Below are 23,616 nucleotides of genomic sequence, written 5' to 3'. Positions count from 1 at the left end.
TCGTAGGGAAAGCATAGCGTTAGTGAGTAACGCTATGCTTTTTTGTTGCAATTAAACTAATAATGAAGAAGATAGCTGTTAATACCCAGCCAATTGTAATAGAAGTAGTAGTGTGAACTGCATAAGAAACTTGTAAACAAAATAAGGATGCTAAAAACCAAATGAGTGCAATGTATATATATTTTTTTGATATATTCATATTTTATACCTCCTTTTGTATACTAAAAGAATTTTACCGCAATTTAGAAAATTAAGCTATATGAGTAGAGGTTTTCTAGCAAATTTTGTATACTAAATAGTAGAAAAAATGAGGAGGAAACAACAATGGCATATCATGCGAAAGAAACGATGGAACTTATTAAGGAGCTTGTCTCTATTCCAAGTCCGTCTGGAAATACAGAGAAAATCATTCGTTTTATTGAAAACTATGTAAGTGAGTGGAACGTAGAAACGAAGCGTAACAATAAAGGCGCTCTTATTTTAACGGTAAAAGGGAAAAATGATGCACAGCACCGTTTATTAACAGCACACGTTGATACGTTAGGTGCGATGGTGAAAGAAATTAAGCCTGACGGTCGTCTAAGTCTTTCTATGATTGGTGGATTTCGCTGGAACTCTGTAGAAGGGGAATATTGCGAAATTGAAACATCAAGTGGTAAGACGTATACAGGGACGATTTTAATGCATCAAACATCTGTGCATGTATATAAAGATGCAGGTGAAGCGAAACGCGATGAGAAAAATATTGAGGTTCGTATTGATGAGCGTGTCTTTTCAGCTGATGAAGTACGCGAATTAGGAATTGAAGTAGGAGACTTCGTTTCATTCGATCCGCGCGTTCAAATTACAGAGAGTGGATACATAAAATCACGTCATTTAGATGACAAAGTAAGTGTTGCGATTCTATTAAAATTAATTAAGAGATTACAAGATGAAAACGTAACATTACCATATACAACTCATTTCTTAATTTCTAATAATGAAGAGATTGGATACGGTGGTAACTCTAACATTCCAGAAGAAACGATTGAATATTTAGCAGTTGATATGGGAGCGTTAGGTGATGGACAAGCATCTGACGAATATACAGTATCTATTTGTGCAAAAGACTCTAGTGGTCCGTATCATTATGCACTGCGTAAACATTTAGTAGAGCTTGCGAAAACGAACAATATCGAATATAAAGTAGATATTTATCCGTATTACGGATCGGATGCATCAGCTGCGATTCACGCTGGATTTGATGTGAAACATGCATTAATTGGAGCGGGTATTGATTCTTCTCATGCATTTGAGCGTACGCATGAAAGCTCGATTGCACATACAGAAGCACTTGTTTATGCATACGTATTATCAGAGATGATAGCGGAGTAAGAAAAGAAATAGGCTGCCAGAGGTAGTCTATTTTTTGTGGAGGTCGATTTAAAACGAGTTTGAACGACTTTATTTAACAAAAAGTAAATTAATTGTATTTTATTTTACAATATTAAGAAAGTAGGTTTACTACATAATTCGAGTATTATAAAATAATAGAGGCGCATTAATTTTTTTTGTCCGGATTTATCGAGATTTATATATTAAGATTACGCGTTATAAAAAGGTGATTGTCGAGAGGAGTATTATTTTTTATGAAGTATCGTGCAGTCGCGGCAGGTATTTTAGCCGCAAGTTTATTATCGTCTCCAGTAAGTAGTTTCGCAGCAGCGAAGAAGTTTTCGGATGTTCCTACATGGGCGCAAGAATCAGTTGATTATTTAGTAGGAAAAAAAGCGCTTGATGGCAAGCCAGATGGAACGTTTTCTCCATCGGAAGCAGTAGATAGAGGATCAGCTGCAAAAATCTTAGCAGTCGTTCTTGGTTTACCAATTGATTTAAAAGCAAAGCCATCTTTTAAAGATGCACAAAGCCATTGGGCAGCACCGTACATTGCTGCAGTGGAAAAAGCAGGTGCAATTAGTGGAGATGGTACTGGTAATTTCAATCCATTCGGCAAAATTAACCGTGCATCTATGGCATCTATGTTAGTACAAGCGTACTCATTAGATAAGAAAATTATTGGAGAACTTCCAACACAGTTTAAAGATTTGGAACCTCATTGGGGTAAGAAACAAGCTAATATTTTAGTAGCTTTAGAGATTTCTAAGGGTACGGGAAGTGGCTGGAATCCTGAAGGAACTGTAACGCGTGCAGAAGCAGCTCAGTTCATTGCAATGGCTGATAAAGATAAAACAAATACATCAAAAAGAATGTATATGAACAGAAACTTTATTACATATCATCAACCATCATTATCATCTGGTATTACTGACGTTCAGCATAAGCCACAAATGGTTGAAGTGAAAGAGCAAAGAGCAGACGGCTGGTTGAAAATTGTAACAAGTAAAGGTGAGAAGTGGACACCTTTACAAGAAAAAACAGAAAAGATTAACCAAAACTTTACTGCATATGAAACAGCTTCACATAGTTCTAAAGTGCTAGGAACATATAATGCACAAACAGTAACGATTATGGAAGAGAGTGGTAGCTGGATTCGTATCCGCGTAGGCGCTGGATTCCAGTGGGTTGATAAAAATCAATTAAACCCAGTAAAACAAGAGAACTTCTTAGAAGGTAAAGCGATTATTATTGATCCAGGTCACGGCGGAATTGACTCGGGTAATCCTGGTTATTATGAGAAAGAAAGTCAAACTGTATTAGATGTATCATTACGATTAAAGAAAATATTTGAGCAAAAGGCACCATTTACTGTGATGTTCACTCGTACAGATAATACACGTCCAGGAGTAGACTCAACAGATTCATTGAAAAAACGAGTAGAGTTTGCACAGGAACATAATGGAGATATTTTTGTAAGTATCCATGCCAATGGTTCTGAAAAGAAAAATGGACAAGGTACAGAAACATTATATTATCAGTCAGCAAGAGCAAAAGTAACGAATCCGCATGTAGAAGACAGTATGTTATTAGCACAAAAAATTCAAGACCGTCTTGTAGCAGCACTTGGAACAAAAGATCGTGGTATAAGACATCAGGACTTATACGTAACTAGAGAAAATACAATGCCAGCTGTATTAACAGAATTAGCATTTGTAGATAATAAAAGTGATGCAGATAAAATTGCTACACCAAAACAGAGACAAGCTGCAGCGGAAGCGATTTATCAAGGTATTTTAGATTATTACGAAGCGAAGGGTAATAGCGTATCTTCTTTCCGTTAATACATCAAAAGAGATTGCCAATGGCAGTCTCTTTTATTTATTAACGTTTCTCTTTATTTCAGGCATGTGATATCATTTAATTTTATATGAAAAAGTATTGTAATTATAACGATATAGAGGATGATAATAGATTGAATAATCATAGTAAAACACCTGCATGTATATATACGTATGCATTTCGCGAGGAGGAGCGTGCTTTATGTTATTTGGAAATGCGCTCGTTCTTTGGAACGGAGTCTCACGTTAATATTTTGAAAAGTGATGTCAAAATTGACCCAAGTAGAAGTGCGTTTATAAAAGAGCGCGTTGAGGTTATGTATGAAGGCGACGACTTAGAAAGTATTTTAAAACAAGTGGAACAAATTGATTTGGCGGGGGCGTCATTTAAAGTTATCTTCGTTAAAATCAATGATCTTGGGAAAGAAAATAAAATTGAATATGGGGAAAGACGTCTCATTGAACGCGACCTCGGTATGCATATTGAAGGAGAAGCAGATGTTCGTAATCCAGAGCGTGTATTCGGGATTGTTCCTCTTGGAGGACGCTGGTACTTTGGACACTATGTAGAAAGTGAACCAGTTTGGTATCATCACATAAAAAAACCGCATAGTTATTCGACATCTCTTAGCACACGTGTTGCGAGATCAGTTGCAAATATTGCTGTACCAAATCCAGATGGAGTACGAGCAATTGACCCTTGCTGCGGTATTGGAACAGTAGTAGTAGAAGCACTTTCTATGGGGATTAACATCGTTGGTAGAGATATTAATCCACTTGTCGTTCTTGGAACGAGAAAAAACATTGCACATTTCGGGTTTGAAGGAACAGTAACAAAAGGTCCAATCGAGGAAATTACTGAGAACTACGACGTTGCAATTATCGATATGCCGTATGACTTATTTACGCACGCAACACCAGAAGACCAGTTCTCCATTCTTTCAAGTGCGCGCCGCATCGCTAAAAAGGTAGTCGTTGTCACGATGGAAACAATGGACGACATGATCCATGAAGCAGGATTTGAAATTACAGACCGCTGTATTACAAGAAAAGGATCATTTACTAGACAAATTCTTGTTTGTGAATAAGAAAAGAAGGTCACCCGTTTGGGTGACCTTCTTTTGCTTTGTATTGATGTGTGATTGGTTGGTAGAATGGAGGAGTGATTTGTCGGTAAGTCGATATCTCATGTCGAATCGTCGATATATTTAAAAAATCGCCGATATATTTAAAAAATCGTTGATATATTCCGAGAATCGCCGATATCGCTACATTAGTATATTACTGTTCTTTTAATTTCTCTTGTTGTGCAAGTAATAAATTGCGTAAGACGTGTCCGCGGTAACTTTCTAGTTTTCGCCCTTCATGATAGCGCACGCCTAATTTTTTTAATTCAGCTACGTACCAGCCTTTTGTTCCGTAATACATGGGATCACTTCCTTTTTGCTTTTGAACAGTATATGTTGGGGGTGGAAGTAACTTTCCATTGAAAATAATAAGCCTAGTTGTATCAAGGTGTTCCATAAAATAGTTTCCGGACAGTGTATAAAAAAATAGACAGTAGTGTATGCTTTTTTAACAATGTATACAAATTTATCCCGCGTTAACGGACAGTAAAACTCCCACCTCAAAATTCAGTTGGAGCAAAGAAGTTAGGTGGGAGATCAACTGTCCGTAAACGTCCGATTGGTTCAACTAATAATCAGTGGGGGATGAACAAAACCCCCACTGATTAAAGTTTCACTTTATACCCTATGCGTTGGCATGATATTTGCAATGAAAATAGTATCAACATATAGGGGAGAGATAGAAATGAAGGTTAGTAAAGTGTACACGACAATTGATGCTCACGTAGCTGGGGAACCGCTTCGAATTATTACAGGCGGCGTGCCAGAAATAAAAGGAGAAACACAGCTAGAAAGACGCGCGTACTGTATGGAGCATTTGGATCACCTTCGCGAAGTTCTTATGTATGAACCGAGAGGACATCACGGCATGTACGGTTGTATCATTACTCCGCCTGCAAGTGCACACGCTGATTTTGGTGTATTATTTATGCACAATGAAGGCTGGAGTACGATGTGTGGTCATGGCATTATCGCTGTTATTACAGTTGGAATTGAAACTGGTATGTTTGAAGTGACAGGTGAGAAACAAAAGTTCATTATTGATAGCCCTGCCGGAGAAGTTATTGCGTACGCAAAATATAATGGGAGCGAAGTAGAGTCCGTATCATTTGAAAATGTTCCTTCCTTTGTATATAAGAAAGACGTTCCTATTAAAATAGATGACTATGAATTTCAAGTAGATATCGCGTTTGGCGGAGCTTTTTATGCTGTAGTGGATAGTAAAGAATTTGGTTTGAAGGTTGATTTTAAAGACTTATCTGCTATTCAAACGTGGGGTGGTAAAATTAAGCACTACATCGAGAGCCAAATGGAAGTAAAGCATCCACTTGAAGAAGGTTTAAAAGGAATATACGGCGTTATTTTCTCAGATGAGCCGAAAGGGGAAGGCGCAACTTTACGAAATGTAACGATCTTCGCTGATGGGCAAGTAGATCGTTCCCCTTGTGGCACAGGAACTTCCGCAAGAATCGCAACTCTTTTTGAAAAAGATGCCTTACAAAAGGGAGAAATTTTCGTCCATGAATGCATTACTGACGGAAAGTTTGAGGGAGAAGTATTGTCGATAACCGCAGTAGATACATATGAAGCTGTCGTTCCGAAAGTAACGGGGCATGCCTTTATTACAGGATTCCATCAGTTCGTTGTAGACCCGAGAGATGATTTGAATCGAGGATTTTTGTTAGGATAGAAGATAGAAGGAGGAGGTGGAAAGATATGCTAGTCATAAGCGCGAACGAACAACGAAACTTAGTAAATATGAACGAAGTCATTGAATACGCGGCGCTTGCTTTAAAGGAATTTTCCGCAGAAAGAACGATCACACCAATTCGCGGCTCATTACCATTTGCGAACGAGAAAAATACGGCATTAATTATGCCTTCAGTAGCAGAAGGGCTTGAGGCACTTGGCTTAAAAGTCGTAACAGTAGTCCCCGAGAACAAAAAGATAGGAAAGAAAACGATAAACGGGATTGTGATGCTATCAGATTTTCAAACGGGAGAACCGCTCGCACTTTTAGAAGGATCCTACTTAACGATGATTCGAACAGGTGCCCTATCAGGAGTAGCGACAAAACATTTAGCTCGGCATAACGCAAAAACGTTATGCATCATTGGGACGGGAGAACAGGCGAAGGGAATTGCTGAAGCTGTATTTGCGGTAAGAGATATCGAAAAAGTTATTTTATACAATCGAACAGAAGAAAAAGCATATGCATTCTCGCAATATATACAAGAGCGATTCAATAAACCTGCATATGTTCACACAAATGCAAATGAAGCAATAAGCGAAGCAGACATCATCGTCACAACTACGAACGCATCCACACCAGTCTTCTCAGAAAAACTACAAAAAGGCGTCCACATAAACGCCGTCGGCTCATTCAAACCGAACATGCAAGAACTACCATCCCACGCTATCGCGGGTGCAAACAAAGTAGTAGTCGAATCAAAAGAAGCAGCACTAGAGGAAACAGGTGACCTTCAAGTTCCAGTGCGAGAAGGTTTATTTGAAGCGAGCGACATCCACGCTGAACTTGGACAAATCATTAGTGGAGAAAAAGCTGGTAGAGAGAACGATGAAGAGATTACTGTTTTCAAATCAGTTGGTTTGGCGGTAGTGGATATTGTCGTTGCGAAGTATTTGTATGAGAAAGCGGTGGAGCGCGGAGTGGGGAATAGGATTGAGTTTTGAGGGACTGCCTTTTGGTGGTCTTTTTTTTGGGGGGGTGGCGGTCCATATATTTTGGCACATGAAAGTATAGTGAGATTGTAGTGTTCTTTTTGTTTATAATGCCTGTATGCATCCAAAATGTGATGTATCATATATTCTGTTGGAATTAAACAAAAATGCAGGTGAGAAACTTTGGATCTAGTTCGAAAATTAACCCATATTTATGGTTTAGGACTTTGCTGTGGGTTGTGGAGTAAAGCGGAAGTAATTCAATGGTGTGATAAATTGATTGAAGTAAGTGAAAATCCACCATATGAATTAATTGAGATATCCTTAATGTCTAAAGCAAAGATAGATGATATGGAAGGGAAGTTATTTGAGTTTAGTAGCACGGTTGATGAAGAATACACTATTAAATTAACTCTTTCCATCATTCATGAAAAACTAAAAGTACATGAACTGACGATTGAAGAATCAATTAAATGCACCACCAGACTTTTAGTCAACAGGGGTGTGCATTGGGAGGTGGAATACTTTGAATTATATGGTCTAGATGATAGCTATGACTTAGCTAAAAATGGTGTTCATTTTGATTTAAGCGAAGTTATTCATACGTATATTGAAACATTAAGTATTTACAGTAAGTATTTTAGGGGATTTGAAAAGATGTATTTTAAAGTAATGGGAAATGAATGGAGATTTTAATATATATCAGTATTTGATTGTCTTTGTTTGTCCCTTATTTCCCAATTGGAGAATAAGGGACAAAGTTTTATGAAGGAATAAATTTAGACACCAAGTATGCAGCTTTTTTACCATTCCCGCCATTCTTCTGTTATATCTTCTTCGGATTTTAAGCCAGCTATTCGTGCAGCTGCATCGATAAATTCATAGAGATCTTCTCTTTCCATTGTTTCGATAAAATGGTTATGTTCGATGTTTAGTTCATTTAATTTAATAACGACCTCTTTAACAACTCGCATTACTTCGACTTCGGTTGGGTTCTTCCCTAATTGCTGCAAATTGTTAATGTAAGTGTCAAGAACCGTATTTGTTGCACTTATATTTTCTTCAGTGAAAAATTCTCCATCTTCATCATACTCAACCCATGAGGTTGTTGGTTTGGTTTTTTTCAATTCATCAAATGTCATGATAACCTCCTAAATGTGTTTTTTGTCTTTAATTTCATTCTACATTTTCGATCATATAAAACAATCATTTTAGAGGCATTTTCTGTAAGTTGCTAGTTTTTTTATTCATTTTACGAGGCCATCTATTCGAGGTCTTTTTATCCCACTTTAATGGGCAGTAAGACCCCCACCTCAAAATTCAGCGAAAGCAAAGAATTTAGGTGGGGGATCAATTGCCCATAAAAGTCCGATTGGTGAGGGCTAATAATCAGTGGGGGATGAAGAAAACCCCCACTGATTAAAGTTTCACTTTATTTTCCCCTCCGCATAAATATAGTTTACCGCAAGAATGCATGAATAGATTTCAAACTTTCTACCTTTGCGAAAAAGTTTGACAATACATACGGGTAGTGGTAATTTAAAACTTATAAGAAAACTCGGGATTAATTCCGAGTTTTCTTATGGGTATAACTAGTTCGAGGGGGCCGAAAGATGAAACGAAAATTATTTGCATTACCATTTGTCCTACTATTACTTATTGCATTAGCGGCTTGTTCTGGGGAGAAAGATTCTTCGAAGCAAGCAGGCACTAGTAAATCAGGGACTCCGAAAGATGGAGGAACGTTAACGATTGGTGTTAGTGATAATCCAGATACGATGAATCCGCTTTATGCGAATGATCGTGTGTCGTTAACTGTGCAGCAAGCTTTATATGCACCGCTGTATCATATGGAAGACGGTAAGAAAAAGTTTGTTCTTGCTGAGAGCTTTACGCCTTCAGAGGATCAATTAACATGGACTTTAAAACTAAAGGATAATTTGAAATGGCATGACGGTAAGAAAATTACATCAGACGATATTGCATTTACATTCCAATCTATTTTAGATGAGAAGCAAAATAGTTCAAGCCGTGAAAACTTTATCTTTAAAGGAAAGCCGCTTGAGGTGAAAAAAGTAGATGAGCTAACGACTCAATTCGTTTTACCACAAGTAAGTGCATCTTTTGAAGGTGTGATGAATGATTTCTTCCCAATTCCGAAACATGTATTTGAAGGAGAAGCAGATTTAGCGAAGAGTAAGAAAAACTTAGAGCCTGTAGGATCAGGTCCATTTAAGTTTAAAGAGTATAAATCAGATGAGTACGTTGCATTAGATCGATTCGATGATTATGTAGGTGGTAAAGCGAAATTAGACTCTATCGTATATCGCGTTGTAAAAGATCGTAATACAGCAAATGTTTCACTGCAAAATGGTCAAATCAACATGAAGATGATTGAGCCACAAGACTTTAAGAAATTAGATAGTACAGGGAACTTCTCAATGGTGACATTCCCTGAAGGTAGATTATTCTACTTATCTTATAACCAAAATACAGATCTTATGAAGAAAAAAGAAGTGCGCCAAGCAATTGCGCATGCGTTAGATAAAAAAGAAATGATTAACTCAGCATTCGTTTCTAGTCAATTTGCAGAACCAGCAAATTCAATCTTAACGCCAGACGCTATGTATTATGCAAAAGACATTAAAGATTATAAGTATGATAAGAAAGAAGCAAAAGATTTATTAGCAAAAGCTGGCGTGAAAGATAAAGAAAAAGTACGCGTTATGTATGTAACGAATAATAAAATTATGGAAAGCTTAGCGCTTTATACACAACAAAAATTACAAGAAGTTGGCTTAGAAGTTGAACTGAATGCATTGGATGCTAGTGCAGCAAGTGAAAAAAGCTTAGATAAAGCGAATAAAGAATATGATATTACATTCGGTGGTTACATAATGGGACCTGAGCCAGATTCATATAAGAGCTTATTCTTAAGTAATGCTGAATACAATTATGCACGTTATAAAAACGCTGATTTCGATAAATTATGGGAAGAAGCTGCAGTTGAAACAGATAAAACGAAACGAGCAGAACTATACCATAAAATTCAAGAGACAGCTAGAGAAGACTTACCTTATCTACCAATCGCATATCCGAAAGCGGTTATTGCAGTAGATAAAAAGTTTGATGGATTGAAAGAAGCAAAAGCAATTCCAGTTACAATGTTTGAAGATCTATCTAAGATTTATGAAGTGAAATAAGAAACAAACAGTAAAGAAGCTGGTGGAAATCAGCTTCTTTATCTTGAGGGGGGAAGTTTGTGTATAAAGTAATTGCGAAGAGGCTTTTAAATGCAATTCCGCTTTTATTTGTTATTTCTATTATTTCTTTTTTATTAATAAAACTAGCACCGGGCGATCCGGTTCGAAACTTTGTCACGCCGAATATGAGCCCAATTGATGTTGAGCGTATTCGTAAAAGTTTAGGGCTAGATCAACCAATTTATATGCAATATATTTTATGGTTAAAAAATATTTTAACAGGGAACTTTGGTTATTCACTTCAAAACCATCGTCCTGTTTTAGACCTTATTGTAGAAAGGTTACCTGCGACAATCGGCTTAATGGGATCGTCTTTACTCGTCTCATTTGTAATCGCAATACCACTAGGACTACTTACAGGTGTGAAAAAGAATTCTATTTTTGATCGCGTTGTGAACTTTATCTCTTATGTGGGAATCTCAATGCCAGTCTTTTGGTTCGCTTTACTATTAATCTACTTATTCTCTTTAAAGTTAAACCTTCTTCCGAGTATGGGTATGCGTACAGTCGGTCAAGATTCCGTCTGGGATATTGTGCAGCACGGTATTTTACCTTGTATGGTGCTTGCGTTCCAAAACGTCTCTGTTTATATGAGATATATTCGTTCAAGCACAATCCAGCAATTAGAAGAAGATTATGTACAAATTCAATATGCGTACGGCGCTTCGAAGAAAACAGTTTTATTTAATCACGTACTTCGAAACGTATTAATACCGATCATTACAATTTTCGGATTATCTATTCCAAGTTTAGTAGGCGGAGCGTTTATTACAGAAACAGTATTCTCATGGCCGGGTCTTGGTTCACTTGGGGTAAATGCTATTTTTAGATTTGATTATCCAATTATTATGGCAATCACATTGTTATCATCGTTCATGTTAATTCTCGGTAATTTAATTGCTGATATTTTATATGGCGTAGTAGATCCGCGCATTCGAATGAGGGGGTGATTTGGAATGAATAATAGGAGATTTCAAACGATAAAAAGTAGTTTTACGAAAAATAAGTTTGTACTAATGGGAGTTATTATACTTGCGGTTTTAACGGTTGCATCCATTTTTGCATTCGTATCACCGTACGATCCTAGTAAAATGTCGATTCCAGATCGTTTACAAGAACCGAGTATGAGTCATCCTTTCGGTACGGATGATTATGGAAGGGATTACTTAACGAGGGCATTATATGGTGGAAGAGTTTCACTTGCGGTCGGTTTCCTTGCAATGGTTGTTTCCATTACAATCGGGACCGCAGTTGGAACAATTAGCGGATATTTTGGCGGAAAGTTAGACAACTTCTTAATGCGAATTGTTGAAGTACTTATGTCAATTCCATCATTCTTCCTAATGCTGTTATTAAATGCTTATTTAAAACCAGGAATTACGACGTTAGTTCTTATTATTGGATTACTAACATGGATGGACACCGCTCGTATTGTAAGGGCAGAGACGCTATCTGTAAAAGAGCGTGAGTACGTTTTATATGCAAAAGTATCTGGACAAAAATCACTCACAATTATTGTAAGACATATCATTCCTAACATTTTATCGACCATTATTATCGCCGCGACATTAACAATTGCGACATCGATTTTAATGGAATCATCACTTAGCTTTTTAGGTTTAGGTATTAGAGAACCAGATTCTTCTTGGGGCAGTATGCTAAACAATGCGCAAGGGTATATTGGCGAAGCTTGGTATTTAACGCTCTTCCCAGGATTCCTTATCCTTTTAACGGTACTTAGTTTTAACGTAATTGGTGAAGCATTGAAGAAAGCCTTTGCGCCAAAGGGAGCTGGAAATGAAAACTAAAGTGTTACGTGAAAGGAGTGAGAAGCGTGTCTGAAAAACTATTAGAAGTGAAGAGTTTAAAGACTTCTTTTTTCATAGAAAGCGGAGAAGTAGAAGCGGTTCGCGGCGTTACATTTCGTTTAAATAAAGGAGAAGTAGTTGGTATCGTTGGGGAGTCTGGAAGCGGGAAAAGTGTGATGGCGAAGTCTGTTATGTCTCTCGTTACATCACCAGGAAAAGTGAAAGAAGGGGAAATCCTTTTTCATAATGAAAATATCCTTTCTAAATCTGAAAAAGAATTGCGTTCTATTAGAGGAAATCAAATTTCACTTATATCCCAAGATCCAATGTCTGCGCTAAATCCAGTCGTAAAAATTGGAAAGCAAATGACGGAAGTAATTATACGGCATCAAAAAGTAAAAAAGAAAGAAGCAGAGCACATCGCGGTCAACTTGTTAAAACAAGTCGGTCTTTCTTCACCAGAAGAAAGGGTGAAACAATATCCGCATGAACTAAGCGGCGGTATGAAACAGCGGGTTATGATCGCAATGGCGATGTCTTGTAACCCAGACCTCCTCATTGCGGATGAACCGACGACAGCACTTGATGTAACGATACAAGCACAAATACTAGATTTAATGAAAAACTTAAAAAACGAAACGAACATGGCGTTACTTCTTATTACGCATGACTTAGGAATAGTTGCACAAAACTGTACACGCGTTATCGTTATGTATGGCGGGCTTATTATGGAAGAAGGACCCGTACTTGATATTTTCCAATCGCCGAATCATCCATATACGAAAGGGCTATTAAACTCTCTGCCGAAAATATCGAACGGCGTAAAAGAAAGACTCGCGCCAATTCAAGGTGTAACGCCAAACTTATTAAACCCGCCAAAAGGTTGCCCATTCGCAGAGCGTTGCCCGCATGCGATGGACATTTGTGAAAAAGAGCGTCCGCCATATTTTGAAATCGGAAACGAAAGACGTTCCATGTGCTGGTTAAACGATAAGACAGTAGGTGAATCACATGCATGAAGAAAACTTAATTGAAGTTCGGAACTTAAAAAAGTATTTTCCTATTAAAAAGGGACTATTCGGCAGAAAAACGGGGCAATTAAAAGCAGTCGATGACTTAAGCTTCACAATTAAAAAGGGTGAAACATTCGGACTAGTAGGAGAATCGGGCTGCGGAAAATCAACGACAGGAAGAAGCATCATTCGCCTGCACGATGTCACTTCAGGGAACATCCTATTCGACGGAAAAGACATCGCAAGTTTAAAAGAAAGTGAACTAAAAGAATATAGAAAACGAATGCAAATCATTTTCCAAGATCCATACGCATCATTAAATCCGTCGATGAATGTATTCCAAATTATTAGTGAGCCAATGAACATTCACGGCTCTTACGAAAAAGAAGAACAAAAAGAAATCATATTAGACCTGCTCAAAAAGGTAGGCTTAAAAGAAGAACATTTATATCGCTATCCGCACGAATTTAGTGGAGGCCAGCGCCAGCGCATCAGCATCGCGCGTGCACTATCTGTAAAACCAGATTTTATCTTATGTGACGAACCAATCTCAGCACTAGATGTCTCAGTCCAAGCGCAAGTCGTAAACATGCTGCAGGATATTCAAGAAGAAACAGGCGTCACATACTTATTCATCGCACATGACCTATCCATGGTAAGACACATATCAGACCGAATCGGAGTTATGTACTTAGGAAACATAGTAGAAATTGCCGACAGTGAAGACCTATACACAAAACCGGCACATCCATACACACAAGCACTACTCTCATCCATGCCAGAACCAGATCCAACAAACATAGGGAAAGAAAGGATCATTTTGCAAGGAGAAGTACCAAGCCCACTCAACTCACCATCCGGCTGCAAGTTCAGAACGCGCTGCAAATTCGCCACTGAAAAATGCGCACAGGAAGTACCGAAGATGGTGGAGATTGCGAAGGGGCATGAGGTGGCTTGTCATTTGTTTTAGAGTGGGGGAAAGCATCGGGGGACCTGGTGCTTTTTTTCTTTGTAGGTGAACGTGATGTGGGATTGGTTGTAGATTAATGTAGAAATTTAATGTTTTCGAAAAAAAGAATTGACTTCTATATTAGTTGTAACTAAAATAGTTACATAAAGATGTAATCAATTTAGTTACAACTAATATCTGCTAAAAATATGATTTATATATTTAATTAAGGATGGTGGTCCATACGTTGCCACCCGGTGTAGAAAGTTACTAACACATTCAAATCAATGCATATTCTAAGCTTTAGTATTTTCTGTTACGGGGCAATAAGGTGCAACGTTATCTTTTGTTAAAAACCTTGGTGGATCTTTCTTTGGAAATATTAGTTTTGGGGAAATATAGTAAGGTATCTAAAAAAGAACAAGGTATAAAAAGATGTACTTATATAAACCAAAAATTTAGTTGAGCTGGATAATAAAAAAAAGGCAGGAGATTTAAATGGAGACGAAACAAGATAACCTTATTTACGTATGGGATGCATATTGTGGATGGTGCTATGGTTTTTCAGAAAGTATTAAAGGATTTTACAAAAACCACACTGAAGTGCCATTAACGGTTTTATGTGGAGGGTTATTTTTAGATAATTTACCAATGAAAAACTTCTCATATATAGAAGAAGGAAATAAAAGAATTAATCAACTTACAGGTGCTGAATTTGGTCCTTCATATCAAAAATTGGTGGAGGAAGGGACTTTTAAAATGAATTCGAAAGATGCTGCAATTGGCTTTTCAGCTTTACGCTCATTAGCGCCAGACCGTTTATTAGAATTCACTTCGGCTATGCAAAAAGCGTTTTATTATGAGGGCCAAAGTCTGAGTGATCCTGAAACATATCGCAAAATTGCAATCGAGCATGGTTTGGACCCTGAACAAGTATTAGAACGTTTAAACGCTCAAGAAACAATAATAGATGTCCAAAATGATTTCAATAAAGTTCGACAGCTTGGTGTTAATAGCTATCCTTCCTTACTTTTACAAAAGGATAATCAAATTATTCCTATTGGTGGTGGCGTAATGACGCCGGATAAAATTGAAGCGCGTTTTAAAAATTTATATTAAGAAAATTTAGGATATAGTAGCAAACATGTTATCTTAGGCCACCTGACATTCATCTCCGTAATATTCGCCAGTACTATTACACTTTCAGATAAATGGGAGTGGGAGATTTTATCGGAACAAGATAAAAATATGATAATTAGTTAATAACTTTAACAAAAGGAGAATAACATACTATGTTTAAAACAATCGATACAAATCAAAAAGATGTGAAATTAACGGTGTTTAGTTCGGACGAAAAAAGCTTTATGGTCACAGCAACATTAGTTGAGAAAGCAGGACATGCATTTTTAATAAACTCAAAATTTACTCAATCTGATTCGAAAGAAATTGTAGAGTATTTGAAAAAAAACAACTTATCTCTAGATAAAATCTTTATTATTCATGGGGATCCAGACTACTACTTTGGATTAGAAAATATTAAAGCTGCTTACCCAGAAGCTATAGCGTATGCTACGGAGTCTACTGTTGAACATATCGTTCATTCTGTCTTAGGGAAATTAAAAGTTTGGAAAGACGCCCTTGGAGAAAATGCGCCAAGTAACGTGGTATTACCTCAAGTGTTTAAAGAAAAAGCGATTGATTTTCAGGGGTTAACATTTGAACTAGTAGGCTTAGATCATTACAGAACTAGCTTATTTAATAAAGAGCTGAAAGTATTAATTGGTGGTATTGATGTATTTAACGAAATACATGTATTCCTAGCGGATACTAGCTCAAAAGCGGCGATGGAGGCGTGGATTGAGAACTTGAAAGTGTTACAAGCATTACATGCTGACATAATTGTACCAAGCCATGGATCAATCGAAAAATCTCTAAATAATCAAGCACTTACTGCGACAATGGATTATTTAAGAACTGCGGTTCAAGCTTCTGAGGAAAGTGGAACTTCAAAAGATTTTGTGGCAAAACTTGAAGCAGCATATCCAGACTATGCAAATAAAGGTGTATTAGAATTAAGTGCAAAAGTTGTAACAAAAGAAATGCCTTGGGGTTAATGATATGAATAAATATCAAAAACTATTACATGAAACGTATGTGTTAACTGGCGAAGGGAAATTGGATGCGTTCAAAACGTATTTAAGTGAAAATGTATCTTGGACAGAAGCTGCTGGGTTTCCATATGCAGGTACTTATATAGGTCCAGATGAAGTAGTGAAAAACGTACATGAACGTCTTGGCACGGAATGGGATGACTATAGCGCTAAAGATGAAATTTATACTTTTAATAACAATACTGTTATTGTGTATGGAAAATATAGTGGAACATATAAAGCTACAGGGAAGTCATTTGTAGCAGATTTTTGTCATCTTTATAAGTTTGATGAGAACGATAAGGTTAAGAAGTTTATTCAAATTGTGGACAGTGCAACTGTTAATGAGGTATTAAGTTAGAGTTAATCGTTTCTAATATGCCTTGTATAGGGGGAGGATAAATGAAATTCCTAACATTACCCCTGACATTACATTTTTGGGAAGGTTTCTCCTTCTTCAAACTTTTTATAGAAGAAAACTTATTTAAGTAGAAGAGGTAGGTATATATGAAATTAGAGAAAAGTTTAATCATAACAATTATTTCTGTATTTATTTTAGGAGTAGTTTCGACTCTGGTATATCAAGCTTCCACCGGTAATAACAAAGGGAACTCAATAAAGAGCGAGAATGTTGCTTCTGTATCAAAAGAAGTGAAAGAAAATGAAAAGAATAAAAAGATGGTAGTTGATTTCTATAATGAAGTTTTTAACAAACATAATATCGATATTATCCCTAAATATGTTAGCGAAGATTATAAGCAACATAATCCTTTTGTTGCTGATGGACGAAAAGCCTTCATGGATTTCTTTAAGGAGGATTTTGTTAAAAATCCTAATTCCTCTGCAGAGATTAAACGTGTAGTAGCTGAAGGGGATACAGTTGCTCTTCATGTACATTCTCGTACTAATTCTCAAGATAAGGGAGTTGCTATAGTGGATATATTTCGTATCAAGGATGGAAAGATTGTCGAACACTGGGATGTAATTCAAGAGATTCCAAGTGAAGCAGCTAATGATAATACGATGTTTTAGATAGAAGATATATTTAATAATTGTTTAATTGATAGTGCTGTATAGAATTTAGAAATTTAGATAAATAAAGGAGATGTCCTAGTACCATGCCTGGGACATCTCCTTTTTGTTTTAACGAGATTTAATTTATTGTTACTTGTATTTTTTTATGTACTACTATTCGATTACACATCATTTCAGGCGGTTTTCTTTTATCCCGCATTAATGGGCAGTAAGATCCCCACCTCTTTTAATTCTTCAATTTATAAAAAGTTTGCTTTCAAATTAGAAAGGGTTAGTCCCTTACACCCAAAAACAAAGGGGAACTCAATTATTCAAATTCATATAAAGTTTCAATCTTGTCTAAGCATCCATTAGGATATACAATGGATCATCTATTTTTCTTTACATAATCTCCAGATGCAGTCCATATCAACTATAGATTCTTGTCTTATGCTAAATGTAATCAAAAAGCAAGTAGATAAAGATAATGACTAAAACATTAACTCTAGATACTTTTTTGATGAATATTACAAATAAACAGGAGGTAATGAAAAATGATTAAAACATTATTAGCAGGAGCACTTTTAAGTACAGGATTGGTAGCAGGAGGTGCAGATGATGCGAAAATGGACAATTTAAAGTCAAATGAAGGTAGTTCAAATCAAGTAATTACACAGAGTGTAGATGGAACAACGTCTTTCTCACAAAACTTTGATTTACCTAAAGATGCAGTGCCAGCAACTCCTAAAGGAAACGCAAAAACAGTTGAAAGAACAGAAGGTACAGATTCTCAAGAAGGAAAAATGGTATCAGCAAAAGAAGGAAATTAAATAATATATAGTTATAACGAGGAGCATCCAAAAAGTGGTGCTCTTTTTATATTATAGGGATTAACTAGTTTTACTGAATATAGAACTGTAGGAAGAATTGAGGCTAGAACATGGGGGACTTTCTCTTCAAATCATGGTGTTTGGAGCAATAGTTTTGGTGGTAAAGTTATAATACAAACATTTTATTAGAGATTTTCTAAATTTACATACACTCTAGATAGACTACATATCAACTTCAGATACCTGTTTTATGATACAAGTAATCAAACAAAAGGAGGGCGATACAAAATGATTAAAACAGTATTAACAGGGCACTCTTTTAAGTACAGGAGATTATTAGCAGGTGGAGCAAATGTTGAAGATGTACAGACAGATCAGCATATTCTATATGAACAAAATGAATTGCAGCAAACTCTAGAAAAGTACGATTCGAAGAAGCTTGAGTTATAAAAAGAAAATAGATAAATATAGTGAAAATAGATAAATTGACAAGAGAAAAGCACTTTGTGTATATCACAGATGCTTTTTATTTTCATTGTGATATAGGGCTTGAATTAAATTTTTACACTAAAATATATACGGCAAAAAAGGGGGGAGTTCATTGCACAAAGTTATTTATGGAATATTAATTTTAATTTATACTTTGTATTCATTTTTTGTAAGTGATGGAAGTGAAGTAAGGTTTATTATGGTGTTAACTATAGTACTTATCTTTTCTGTGGTTTTAGAAAAAGGAAATGCAAACAAAACGACTGATTAAAGGTCTTTTTGTTTGCATTTTTTAGTTGGCTATTAAAGTCCAGATGTTTTAGGGATAGCACCAAATTTTGTTTTTGGGACACTATTAAATTTTTAGTTGATGAAAACACCCGCCTAAAATAGAAAACTTTTAACCTATTATCATTTATTCCGTAGCTTTTAAGGTATTTAACACGACTTTGGTTGCGTCTGCAATAAGTTTATCGTCATATTTAGCATCTTCTTTATCATGATTAGAAAGTATAGCAAGAACAATCGGCTTTTTATTTGGTGGCCAAATAATTGCGATATCATTTCTTGTTCCGTAAGATCCCGCGCCTGTTTTATCAGCTACTTCCCATCCTTTTGGTACGCCCGCACGAATCAATTTATCTCCAGTTGTATTTCTCTTCATCCAATCTACTAATAGTTCACGTTTTTCTGTTGGAAGTGCAGTCCCTAATGTAAATGATTGAAGCGTCTTAGCTATTGCTTCTGGTGTACTGGTATCATGTGTTTCTCCTGGATGCACTTCATTTAATTCAGGTTCAAATCGTTCTGAAGTAGTAACAGTATCTCCCATTTCTCTCAAGATTTTTTCAAATTCAGAGGGACCTCCTAACTGTTTAAGAATCAAATTATGTGCTGTGCTGTCACTATATCGAACTGAAGCATCTGCAAGTTCTTTTAACGTCATTCCTGTATCAACATGCTTTTCAGTAATTGGGTTATAATTAGAAAGATCTTCATGAGTATACGTAATTCTTTGATCAAGAGCTTCTAATGAGTTCTTGCGTAAAAGAGCGCCCGCAGCTAATGATTTAGATGTAGATGCAAACGCAAAACGATCATCTGAATGATAAGCAATCGTTTGATTCGTACCTGTGTCCAGTGCATAAATACCAAGCTTAGCATCATATTCTTTTTCAAGTTTAGCAAAAGATTGATTTCCTGTATTTTCTTGTTTAATTTGATTAGCTTGATTCGTTTGTTTAGGTGGTTCAGATTGAGCATTACTATTGGAACAGCCTATAAGTGATACACATGAAAGTAATACTACAGGTACAATCTTTTTGTAATGTAAAATGTTATGGAACTTGTTTAAAACGAACATAAATTTTCAACCTCTTTCAAGAATATATGGATTTTGTCTAGGTATTCTAAATACCGATGCAATTAAAGATGACATAAGGTAACAATACTACTGCAGCTGAAATTTCACAGGTTAAATGACATCCAAAACGTTTATCCCGCTATTTGCCGGGCAGTAAGACCCCCGCTGATTAAAGTTTCACTTTATATGATTGATAAGTCACAGTTTGCGTTATTTCTTTTTTGTTTCCACTTGTAATGGTTCACCTGTGAAAGTATTACAATACATGTTTTTTACTTTTGGGAATAATAAGTCCTTTCATTTTTTTGTAATACATAAAAATAGATGTCAAACGGGATATGTTGTATCCAATCTGGACAACTCATATTAGAAATACACTTATTAGACACTCTAAGTAATAAATTTGTTCCACTTTAAGATGAGGAAGAATTTGGGGTTTTTAAAATAACAATGGAACTACGTGTTTTTTCGTCATACAAAAACCTCTACATATAAGTAGAGGTTTTTAAATTGCATATTAGTGAATTATGCTTTTTTAGATAAACGAAGATAATAGAATACATAATTTTAACTAGACTTATTATTAACTAATGTATCCCCACCAAGCTCCGCCTCAATCTGCGAAGTCTTCGATGACTCATCCATACGCCAATACGTGATAAAGCTGATTGCGATACATCCGGCTACGTAGAAGTAGAATAGTGATTCCATTCCGATACTCTTTAGCCATAATGCGATGAATTCTGCTGTTCCACCGAATATCGCAACTGTTAACGCATACGGTAAACCTACGCCAAGTGCGCGAATTTCAGTTGGGAAGAGTTCTGCTTTTACAATTGCGTTAATCGATGTGTAACCAGTAACGATAATGAGGCCGACCATCATGAGTAAGAATGCTACCATTGGTTCTGTCGTTTTTTCCATGAAGAAGAAGATTGGTGCTGTTAGTAACGTTCCGAGAATACCGAAAGCCATTAATAGTGGGCGGCGTCCAATTTTATCGGATAATAGCCCCGCAATTGGTTGAAGTACGACGAAAATAAGTAGTGCGACAAAGTTAATCCAGCTTACAACTTCTTTCGGAAGACCGACTGTGTTTACCATGAACTTTTGTAAATATGTTGTGTACGTATAGAATGCGACAGTGCCTCCTAATGTTAGGCCGACTACTGTTAATACTGCTTTCGGGTGCTTCATAAGCGCGCGAACGGTTCCTGCGCTTTCGCGTTTTTGCGATTTTATGTTTGCGAACTGCTCTGATTCATCCATCGTGCGGCGAAGCCATAATACAGCTACTGCCCCCATCGCTCCAATAATGAATGGAATACGCCAGCCCCAAGCTTTCATATCCGGTTCGCTTAGTAATTGCTGAAGAACAATTTGAACACCTAACGCAACCATTTGCCCTGCAACGAGCGTTACATATTGGAAGCTTGAATAAAAGCCGCGGCGACCACTACTAGCCATTTCAGATAAATACGTTGCGGAAGTTCCGTACTCTCCACCGAGTGATAATCCTTGCAATAAACGGGCAAGAACTAAAATAATTGGGGCCATAATACCGATGCTTTCGTAACTAGGTGTACAGGCGATAATTAAAGAACCACCGGCCATAACCGTAATCGAAAGCGTTAATGCTGCTCGGCGTCCGTGCCGATCTGCATAGCGTCCCATTAATAAACTTCCGATAGGGCGCATTAAAAACCCAACTGCGAAAATAGCCGCTGTGTTCAGTAACTGACTCGTTGGATCGCCTTTAGGAAAGAACTCTGCTGAGAAGTAAACAGCGAAAGCAGAGTAAACGTACCAGTCGTACCATTCAATTAAATTGCCGACAGAACCTTTAAAAATATTGCCGGCGACTCGATTAGATTTTGCTTGAGCCATAATCATTCCTCCTCTTGCTTATAAATAAAATGATAATTATGAAAGCGTGTTCATTATAGTTGAATTGTACTGTCTGTAGAATAAAATCTCAATATTATGACAATTTTATTCTTTTTGTACTTTATGTACATGAAGAGTTTTAATAGTTGCTTCATTATTCGTTTTGTCATAATAATAGAAAAAGGAGATTGATAGTTTTGAATATTTTATCAAAGGATATGAAGTATGAAGAAATCACGCAAAGTGTCATTACAAACGAAAATAGTAAGCCTAATTATCGCGTTAATTTTATTTGTCGTTCTCCTGTTAGCGGGAATATTTGTTTACATTCAGTCCGTTGATACGAAGCGTCAAGTGGAGCAGTTAGCACTGCAAACAGCTAAATCGCTCTCTTTTATGCCAGCTATAAAAGATGCTTTTCAAAATAATGAGCATAAAAGTACGATCCAATCCATTGCGGAACAAGTTCGTGAACAAGCTGGCGCAGATTATGTCATTATAGAAGATCGCCTTGGGGTGATGTATTCCCATTCTAATTCGGAGTTAATTGGCACAAAGAGTAACAATCCATATAACTATGAAGCACTCACTTTTGGTGGCTATTATACGCTTGAAGGAAATGGTGAAAGCGGTCCTGCTTTAATGGCGAAGGCGCCCATTATTGTTCATAACGGAGACTACAATCAAGTCGTAGGTGTTGTGACAGTAGAGTTTTTAATAAAAGGTATTGAATCTAACATATTAAGCAGAACGAAAGAAATCATACTTTTCTCCTTAGCAGTATTATTAGCCGGCATTGTTGGTGGCATCCTTTTAGCACGTAGCATTCGGAAAGATACACTCGGTTTAGAGCCTAATGAAATCGCAGCGCTATACCGGGAACGCAGCGCGATATTACTATCTATAAAAGAAGGAATTATTGCTATCGATCAAAACGGTTTTATTACGATGATGAACACGTCGGCAGAAGAAATGTTACATGTAAATGGTGATTATATGCAGCAGCACATTTCAAAAGTTTTACCGGAATTTAATATGGAAAGAGTGCTAGAAAACGATCAAGAAATCGCGTTTCAAGATAAAGTGTTTATTTTAAATAGGACGCCGATACTCGAAAATAACAGCACGGTAGGAGTTGTATGTAGCTTTAGAGATAAAACAGAACTGCAAAACCTTGTTAATACGATATCTGAGGTAAGAAAGTATTCCGAGGACTTACGCGCTCAAACACATGAATTTACAAATAAGCTGTTCGTCTTATCAGGATTACTTCAATTAGGACATTACAAAGAAGCTATTGAATTTATCCAGCAAGAATCTAATATTCATCAAAGCCAAAACCATATTTTATTTCATCAAATTCATGATGCGAAAGTACAAGCTATTTTATTAGGAAAAATCGGAACGGCATCTGAGAAGAAAATCGATTTTCATATTGAAGGAGATAGTGCACTGCATCCGTTACCAGACCATATAAAAGTTTCGCACCTTATTACGATTCTTGGAAACATAATCGACAATGCGTTTGATGCGGTGAGTTGGCAAGAGGAAAAGAGTGTTTCTTTCTTTGTTACGGATATTGGGCACGATATTGTGTTTGAAGTGATAGATAGTGGAGCAGGGATACCGGCAGAAAAAATTACGACCATTTTTCAAAAAGGATTTTCAACGAAAGGAAATAATCGTGGTTACGGGCTAGCAAATGTAAAAGAAATGGTAGATCTACTAGGGGGAACAATTGAAATTCAAAACGAGAAAAATGGGGGAGCTATTTTTACAATTTACCTTCCGAAAACATTGAGAGAAAGTATATGACAAACAGGGGG

General features: G+C 36.6%; 23 protein-coding genes and 1 pseudogene. 19 read left to right on the top strand and 5 right to left on the bottom strand.

Translation table 11 applies throughout. The features are described from left to right. Window positions 1-19: 19 nt before the first annotated feature. Window positions 20-199 (bottom strand): hypothetical protein, encoded by a 180-nt coding sequence (locus ACXVYO_RS17020; RefSeq protein ID WP_098596503.1) that lies wholly within the window; start codon window positions 197-199, stop codon window positions 20-22. A 125-nt stretch (window positions 200-324) separates the two neighbouring features. Here ACXVYO_RS17020 and ACXVYO_RS17015 point away from each other — a divergent pair, with 125 nt between their 5' ends. From ACXVYO_RS17015 to ACXVYO_RS17005, 3 genes are all read left to right on the top strand, one after another. After that, complete coding sequence (locus ACXVYO_RS17015; RefSeq protein ID WP_458467932.1) at window positions 325-1,374, top strand: M42 family metallopeptidase; 1,050 nt, start codon at window positions 325-327, stop codon at window positions 1,372-1,374. 254 nt (window positions 1,375-1,628) lie between these two features. Continuing rightward, window positions 1,629-3,218 carry an N-acetylmuramoyl-L-alanine amidase gene (locus ACXVYO_RS17010; RefSeq protein ID WP_458467931.1) on the top strand — a complete coding sequence of 530 codons (1,590 nt, stop codon included), beginning with the start codon at window positions 1,629-1,631 and terminating at the stop codon, window positions 3,216-3,218. A gap of 131 nt (window positions 3,219-3,349) precedes the next feature. Continuing rightward, on the top strand, window positions 3,350-4,303 hold the full coding sequence (locus ACXVYO_RS17005) for a TRM11 family methyltransferase (protein ID WP_144565426.1): 954 nt from the start codon (window positions 3,350-3,352) through the stop codon (window positions 4,301-4,303). A 193-nt stretch (window positions 4,304-4,496) separates the two neighbouring features. On the opposite strand, the gene ACXVYO_RS17000 is transcribed toward ACXVYO_RS17005, so the two are convergent. Continuing rightward, window positions 4,497-4,739, bottom strand: coding sequence for a YflJ family protein (locus ACXVYO_RS17000; protein ID WP_141478163.1), 243 nt, complete (start codon window positions 4,737-4,739; stop codon window positions 4,497-4,499). Window positions 4,740-4,979: 240 nt separating this feature from the next. On the opposite strand from ACXVYO_RS17000, the gene ACXVYO_RS16995 reads away from it, so the two are divergent. The 3 genes from ACXVYO_RS16995 to ACXVYO_RS16985 all read left to right on the top strand — a co-directional run bounded on the left by ACXVYO_RS16995 (window position 4,980) and on the right by ACXVYO_RS16985 (window position 7,720). Next, a complete protein-coding gene (locus tag ACXVYO_RS16995; RefSeq protein ID WP_458467930.1) occupies window positions 4,980-6,032 on the top strand; it encodes a proline racemase family protein in 1,053 nt (350 codons plus the stop codon). 26 nt (window positions 6,033-6,058) lie between these two features. Continuing rightward, on the top strand, window positions 6,059-7,036 hold the full coding sequence (locus tag ACXVYO_RS16990) for an ornithine cyclodeaminase family protein (RefSeq protein WP_458467929.1): 978 nt from the start codon (window positions 6,059-6,061) through the stop codon (window positions 7,034-7,036). A 171-nt stretch (window positions 7,037-7,207) separates the two neighbouring features. After that, window positions 7,208-7,720, top strand: coding sequence for a protein kinase (locus tag ACXVYO_RS16985; RefSeq protein WP_458467928.1), 513 nt, complete (start codon window positions 7,208-7,210; stop codon window positions 7,718-7,720). Window positions 7,721-7,827: 107 nt separating this feature from the next. Here the strand turns inward: ACXVYO_RS16985 and ACXVYO_RS16980 are convergent, their stop codons facing one another. After that, window positions 7,828-8,166 carry a hypothetical protein gene (locus ACXVYO_RS16980; protein ID WP_458467927.1) on the bottom strand — a complete coding sequence of 113 codons (339 nt, stop codon included), beginning with the start codon at window positions 8,164-8,166 and terminating at the stop codon, window positions 7,828-7,830. 471 nt (window positions 8,167-8,637) lie between these two features. Here ACXVYO_RS16980 and ACXVYO_RS16975 point away from each other — a divergent pair, with 471 nt between their 5' ends. From ACXVYO_RS16975 to ACXVYO_RS16920, 12 genes and pseudogenes are all read left to right on the top strand, one after another. Next, the gene (locus ACXVYO_RS16975; RefSeq protein ID WP_458467926.1) at window positions 8,638-10,227 is read left to right on the top strand and encodes an ABC transporter substrate-binding protein; all 1,590 of its coding nucleotides are present in this window, start codon (window positions 8,638-8,640) and stop codon (window positions 10,225-10,227) included. A gap of 59 nt (window positions 10,228-10,286) precedes the next feature. Further along, window positions 10,287-11,237 carry an ABC transporter permease gene (locus ACXVYO_RS16970; RefSeq protein WP_458467925.1) on the top strand — a complete coding sequence of 317 codons (951 nt, stop codon included), beginning with the start codon at window positions 10,287-10,289 and terminating at the stop codon, window positions 11,235-11,237. A gap of 6 nt (window positions 11,238-11,243) precedes the next feature. Further along, on the top strand, window positions 11,244-12,095 hold the full coding sequence (locus tag ACXVYO_RS16965) for an ABC transporter permease (RefSeq protein ID WP_073518896.1): 852 nt from the start codon (window positions 11,244-11,246) through the stop codon (window positions 12,093-12,095). 26 nt (window positions 12,096-12,121) lie between these two features. Then, entirely contained in the window at window positions 12,122-13,114 is a 993-nt protein-coding gene (locus ACXVYO_RS16960) for an ABC transporter ATP-binding protein (RefSeq protein WP_458467924.1), read from the top strand. Then, on the top strand, window positions 13,107-14,078 hold the full coding sequence (locus tag ACXVYO_RS16955) for an ABC transporter ATP-binding protein (protein WP_458467923.1): 972 nt from the start codon (window positions 13,107-13,109) through the stop codon (window positions 14,076-14,078). Before ACXVYO_RS16960 ends, ACXVYO_RS16955 begins: the two co-directional genes overlap by 8 nt. Before the next feature lie 477 nt (window positions 14,079-14,555). Further along, window positions 14,556-15,176 carry a DsbA family protein gene (locus ACXVYO_RS16950; protein ID WP_000448622.1) on the top strand — a complete coding sequence of 207 codons (621 nt, stop codon included), beginning with the start codon at window positions 14,556-14,558 and terminating at the stop codon, window positions 15,174-15,176. Between the two features lie 173 nt (window positions 15,177-15,349). Beyond that, window positions 15,350-16,171, top strand: a complete 822-nt coding sequence (locus ACXVYO_RS16945; protein ID WP_016082679.1) for an MBL fold metallo-hydrolase — start codon at window positions 15,350-15,352, stop codon at window positions 16,169-16,171. Window positions 16,172-16,175: 4 nt separating this feature from the next. Next, entirely contained in the window at window positions 16,176-16,568 is a 393-nt protein-coding gene (locus ACXVYO_RS16940) for a nuclear transport factor 2 family protein (protein WP_001046367.1), read from the top strand. Window positions 16,569-16,714: 146 nt separating this feature from the next. Further along, window positions 16,715-17,239 (top strand): nuclear transport factor 2 family protein, encoded by a 525-nt coding sequence (locus ACXVYO_RS16935; RefSeq protein ID WP_000764214.1) that lies wholly within the window; start codon window positions 16,715-16,717, stop codon window positions 17,237-17,239. 536 nt (window positions 17,240-17,775) lie between these two features. Then, window positions 17,776-18,045: pseudogene (locus ACXVYO_RS16930) on the top strand (hypothetical protein); the annotation flags it as partial. A 294-nt stretch (window positions 18,046-18,339) separates the two neighbouring features. After that, the gene (locus ACXVYO_RS16925) at window positions 18,340-18,501 is read left to right on the top strand and encodes a hypothetical protein (RefSeq protein ID WP_458467922.1); all 162 of its coding nucleotides are present in this window, start codon (window positions 18,340-18,342) and stop codon (window positions 18,499-18,501) included. 151 nt (window positions 18,502-18,652) lie between these two features. Next, a complete protein-coding gene (locus tag ACXVYO_RS16920; protein WP_002087303.1) occupies window positions 18,653-18,811 on the top strand; it encodes a hypothetical protein in 159 nt (52 codons plus the stop codon). Between the two features lie 144 nt (window positions 18,812-18,955). Here the strand turns inward: ACXVYO_RS16920 and blaIII are convergent, their stop codons facing one another. Beyond that, a complete protein-coding gene (blaIII, locus tag ACXVYO_RS16915) occupies window positions 18,956-19,903 on the bottom strand; it encodes a class A beta-lactamase BlaIII (protein ID WP_458467921.1) in 948 nt (315 codons plus the stop codon). Between the two features lie 567 nt (window positions 19,904-20,470). Next, entirely contained in the window at window positions 20,471-21,790 is a 1,320-nt protein-coding gene (locus ACXVYO_RS16910) for an MFS transporter (protein WP_458467920.1), read from the bottom strand. 225 nt (window positions 21,791-22,015) lie between these two features. Here ACXVYO_RS16910 and ACXVYO_RS16905 point away from each other — a divergent pair, with 225 nt between their 5' ends. Continuing rightward, the gene (locus ACXVYO_RS16905) at window positions 22,016-23,605 is read left to right on the top strand and encodes an ATP-binding protein (RefSeq protein ID WP_458467919.1); all 1,590 of its coding nucleotides are present in this window, start codon (window positions 22,016-22,018) and stop codon (window positions 23,603-23,605) included. The last annotated feature ends 11 nt before the right edge of the window (window positions 23,606-23,616 follow it).

It is taken from the genome of Bacillus sp. BC08 (assembly GCF_054326875.1).
The sequence above is the reverse complement of the archived record's forward strand: the minus strand, read 5'-3'. Positions and strand labels throughout refer to the sequence as shown.

Bases quoted from the DNA above. Each gene is read 5' to 3' on its own strand.
- ACXVYO_RS16910 (WP_458467920.1), bottom strand. From the start codon at position 21,790: ATGGCTCAAGCAAAATCTAATCGAGTCGCCGGCAATATTTTTAAAGGT.
- ACXVYO_RS16940 (WP_001046367.1), top strand. From the start codon at position 16,176: ATGAATAAATATCAAAAACTATTACATGAAACGTATGTGTTAACTGGC.
- ACXVYO_RS16950 (WP_000448622.1), top strand. From the start codon at position 14,556: ATGGAGACGAAACAAGATAACCTTATTTACGTATGGGATGCATATTGT.
- ACXVYO_RS16935 (WP_000764214.1), top strand. From the start codon at position 16,715: ATGAAATTAGAGAAAAGTTTAATCATAACAATTATTTCTGTATTTATT.
- ACXVYO_RS16975 (WP_458467926.1), top strand. From the start codon at position 8,638: ATGAAACGAAAATTATTTGCATTACCATTTGTCCTACTATTACTTATT.
- ACXVYO_RS17010 (WP_458467931.1), top strand. From the start codon at position 1,629: ATGAAGTATCGTGCAGTCGCGGCAGGTATTTTAGCCGCAAGTTTATTA.
- ACXVYO_RS17000 (WP_141478163.1), bottom strand. From the start codon at position 4,739: ATGGAACACCTTGATACAACTAGGCTTATTATTTTCAATGGAAAGTTA.
- ACXVYO_RS17015 (WP_458467932.1), top strand. From the start codon at position 325: ATGGCATATCATGCGAAAGAAACGATGGAACTTATTAAGGAGCTTGTC.
- ACXVYO_RS16990 (WP_458467929.1), top strand. From the start codon at position 6,059: ATGCTAGTCATAAGCGCGAACGAACAACGAAACTTAGTAAATATGAAC.
- ACXVYO_RS16905 (WP_458467919.1), top strand. From the start codon at position 22,016: ATGAAGAAATCACGCAAAGTGTCATTACAAACGAAAATAGTAAGCCTA.
- ACXVYO_RS16955 (WP_458467923.1), top strand. From the start codon at position 13,107: ATGCATGAAGAAAACTTAATTGAAGTTCGGAACTTAAAAAAGTATTTT.
- ACXVYO_RS16965 (WP_073518896.1), top strand. From the start codon at position 11,244: ATGAATAATAGGAGATTTCAAACGATAAAAAGTAGTTTTACGAAAAAT.
- ACXVYO_RS17020 (WP_098596503.1), bottom strand. From the start codon at position 199: ATGAATATATCAAAAAAATATATATACATTGCACTCATTTGGTTTTTA.
- ACXVYO_RS16995 (WP_458467930.1), top strand. From the start codon at position 4,980: ATGATATTTGCAATGAAAATAGTATCAACATATAGGGGAGAGATAGAA.
- blaIII (WP_458467921.1), bottom strand. From the start codon at position 19,903: ATGTTCGTTTTAAACAAGTTCCATAACATTTTACATTACAAAAAGATT.
- ACXVYO_RS16945 (WP_016082679.1), top strand. From the start codon at position 15,350: ATGTTTAAAACAATCGATACAAATCAAAAAGATGTGAAATTAACGGTG.
- ACXVYO_RS16980 (WP_458467927.1), bottom strand. From the start codon at position 8,166: ATGACATTTGATGAATTGAAAAAAACCAAACCAACAACCTCATGGGTT.
- ACXVYO_RS16925 (WP_458467922.1), top strand. From the start codon at position 18,340: ATGATTAAAACAGTATTAACAGGGCACTCTTTTAAGTACAGGAGATTA.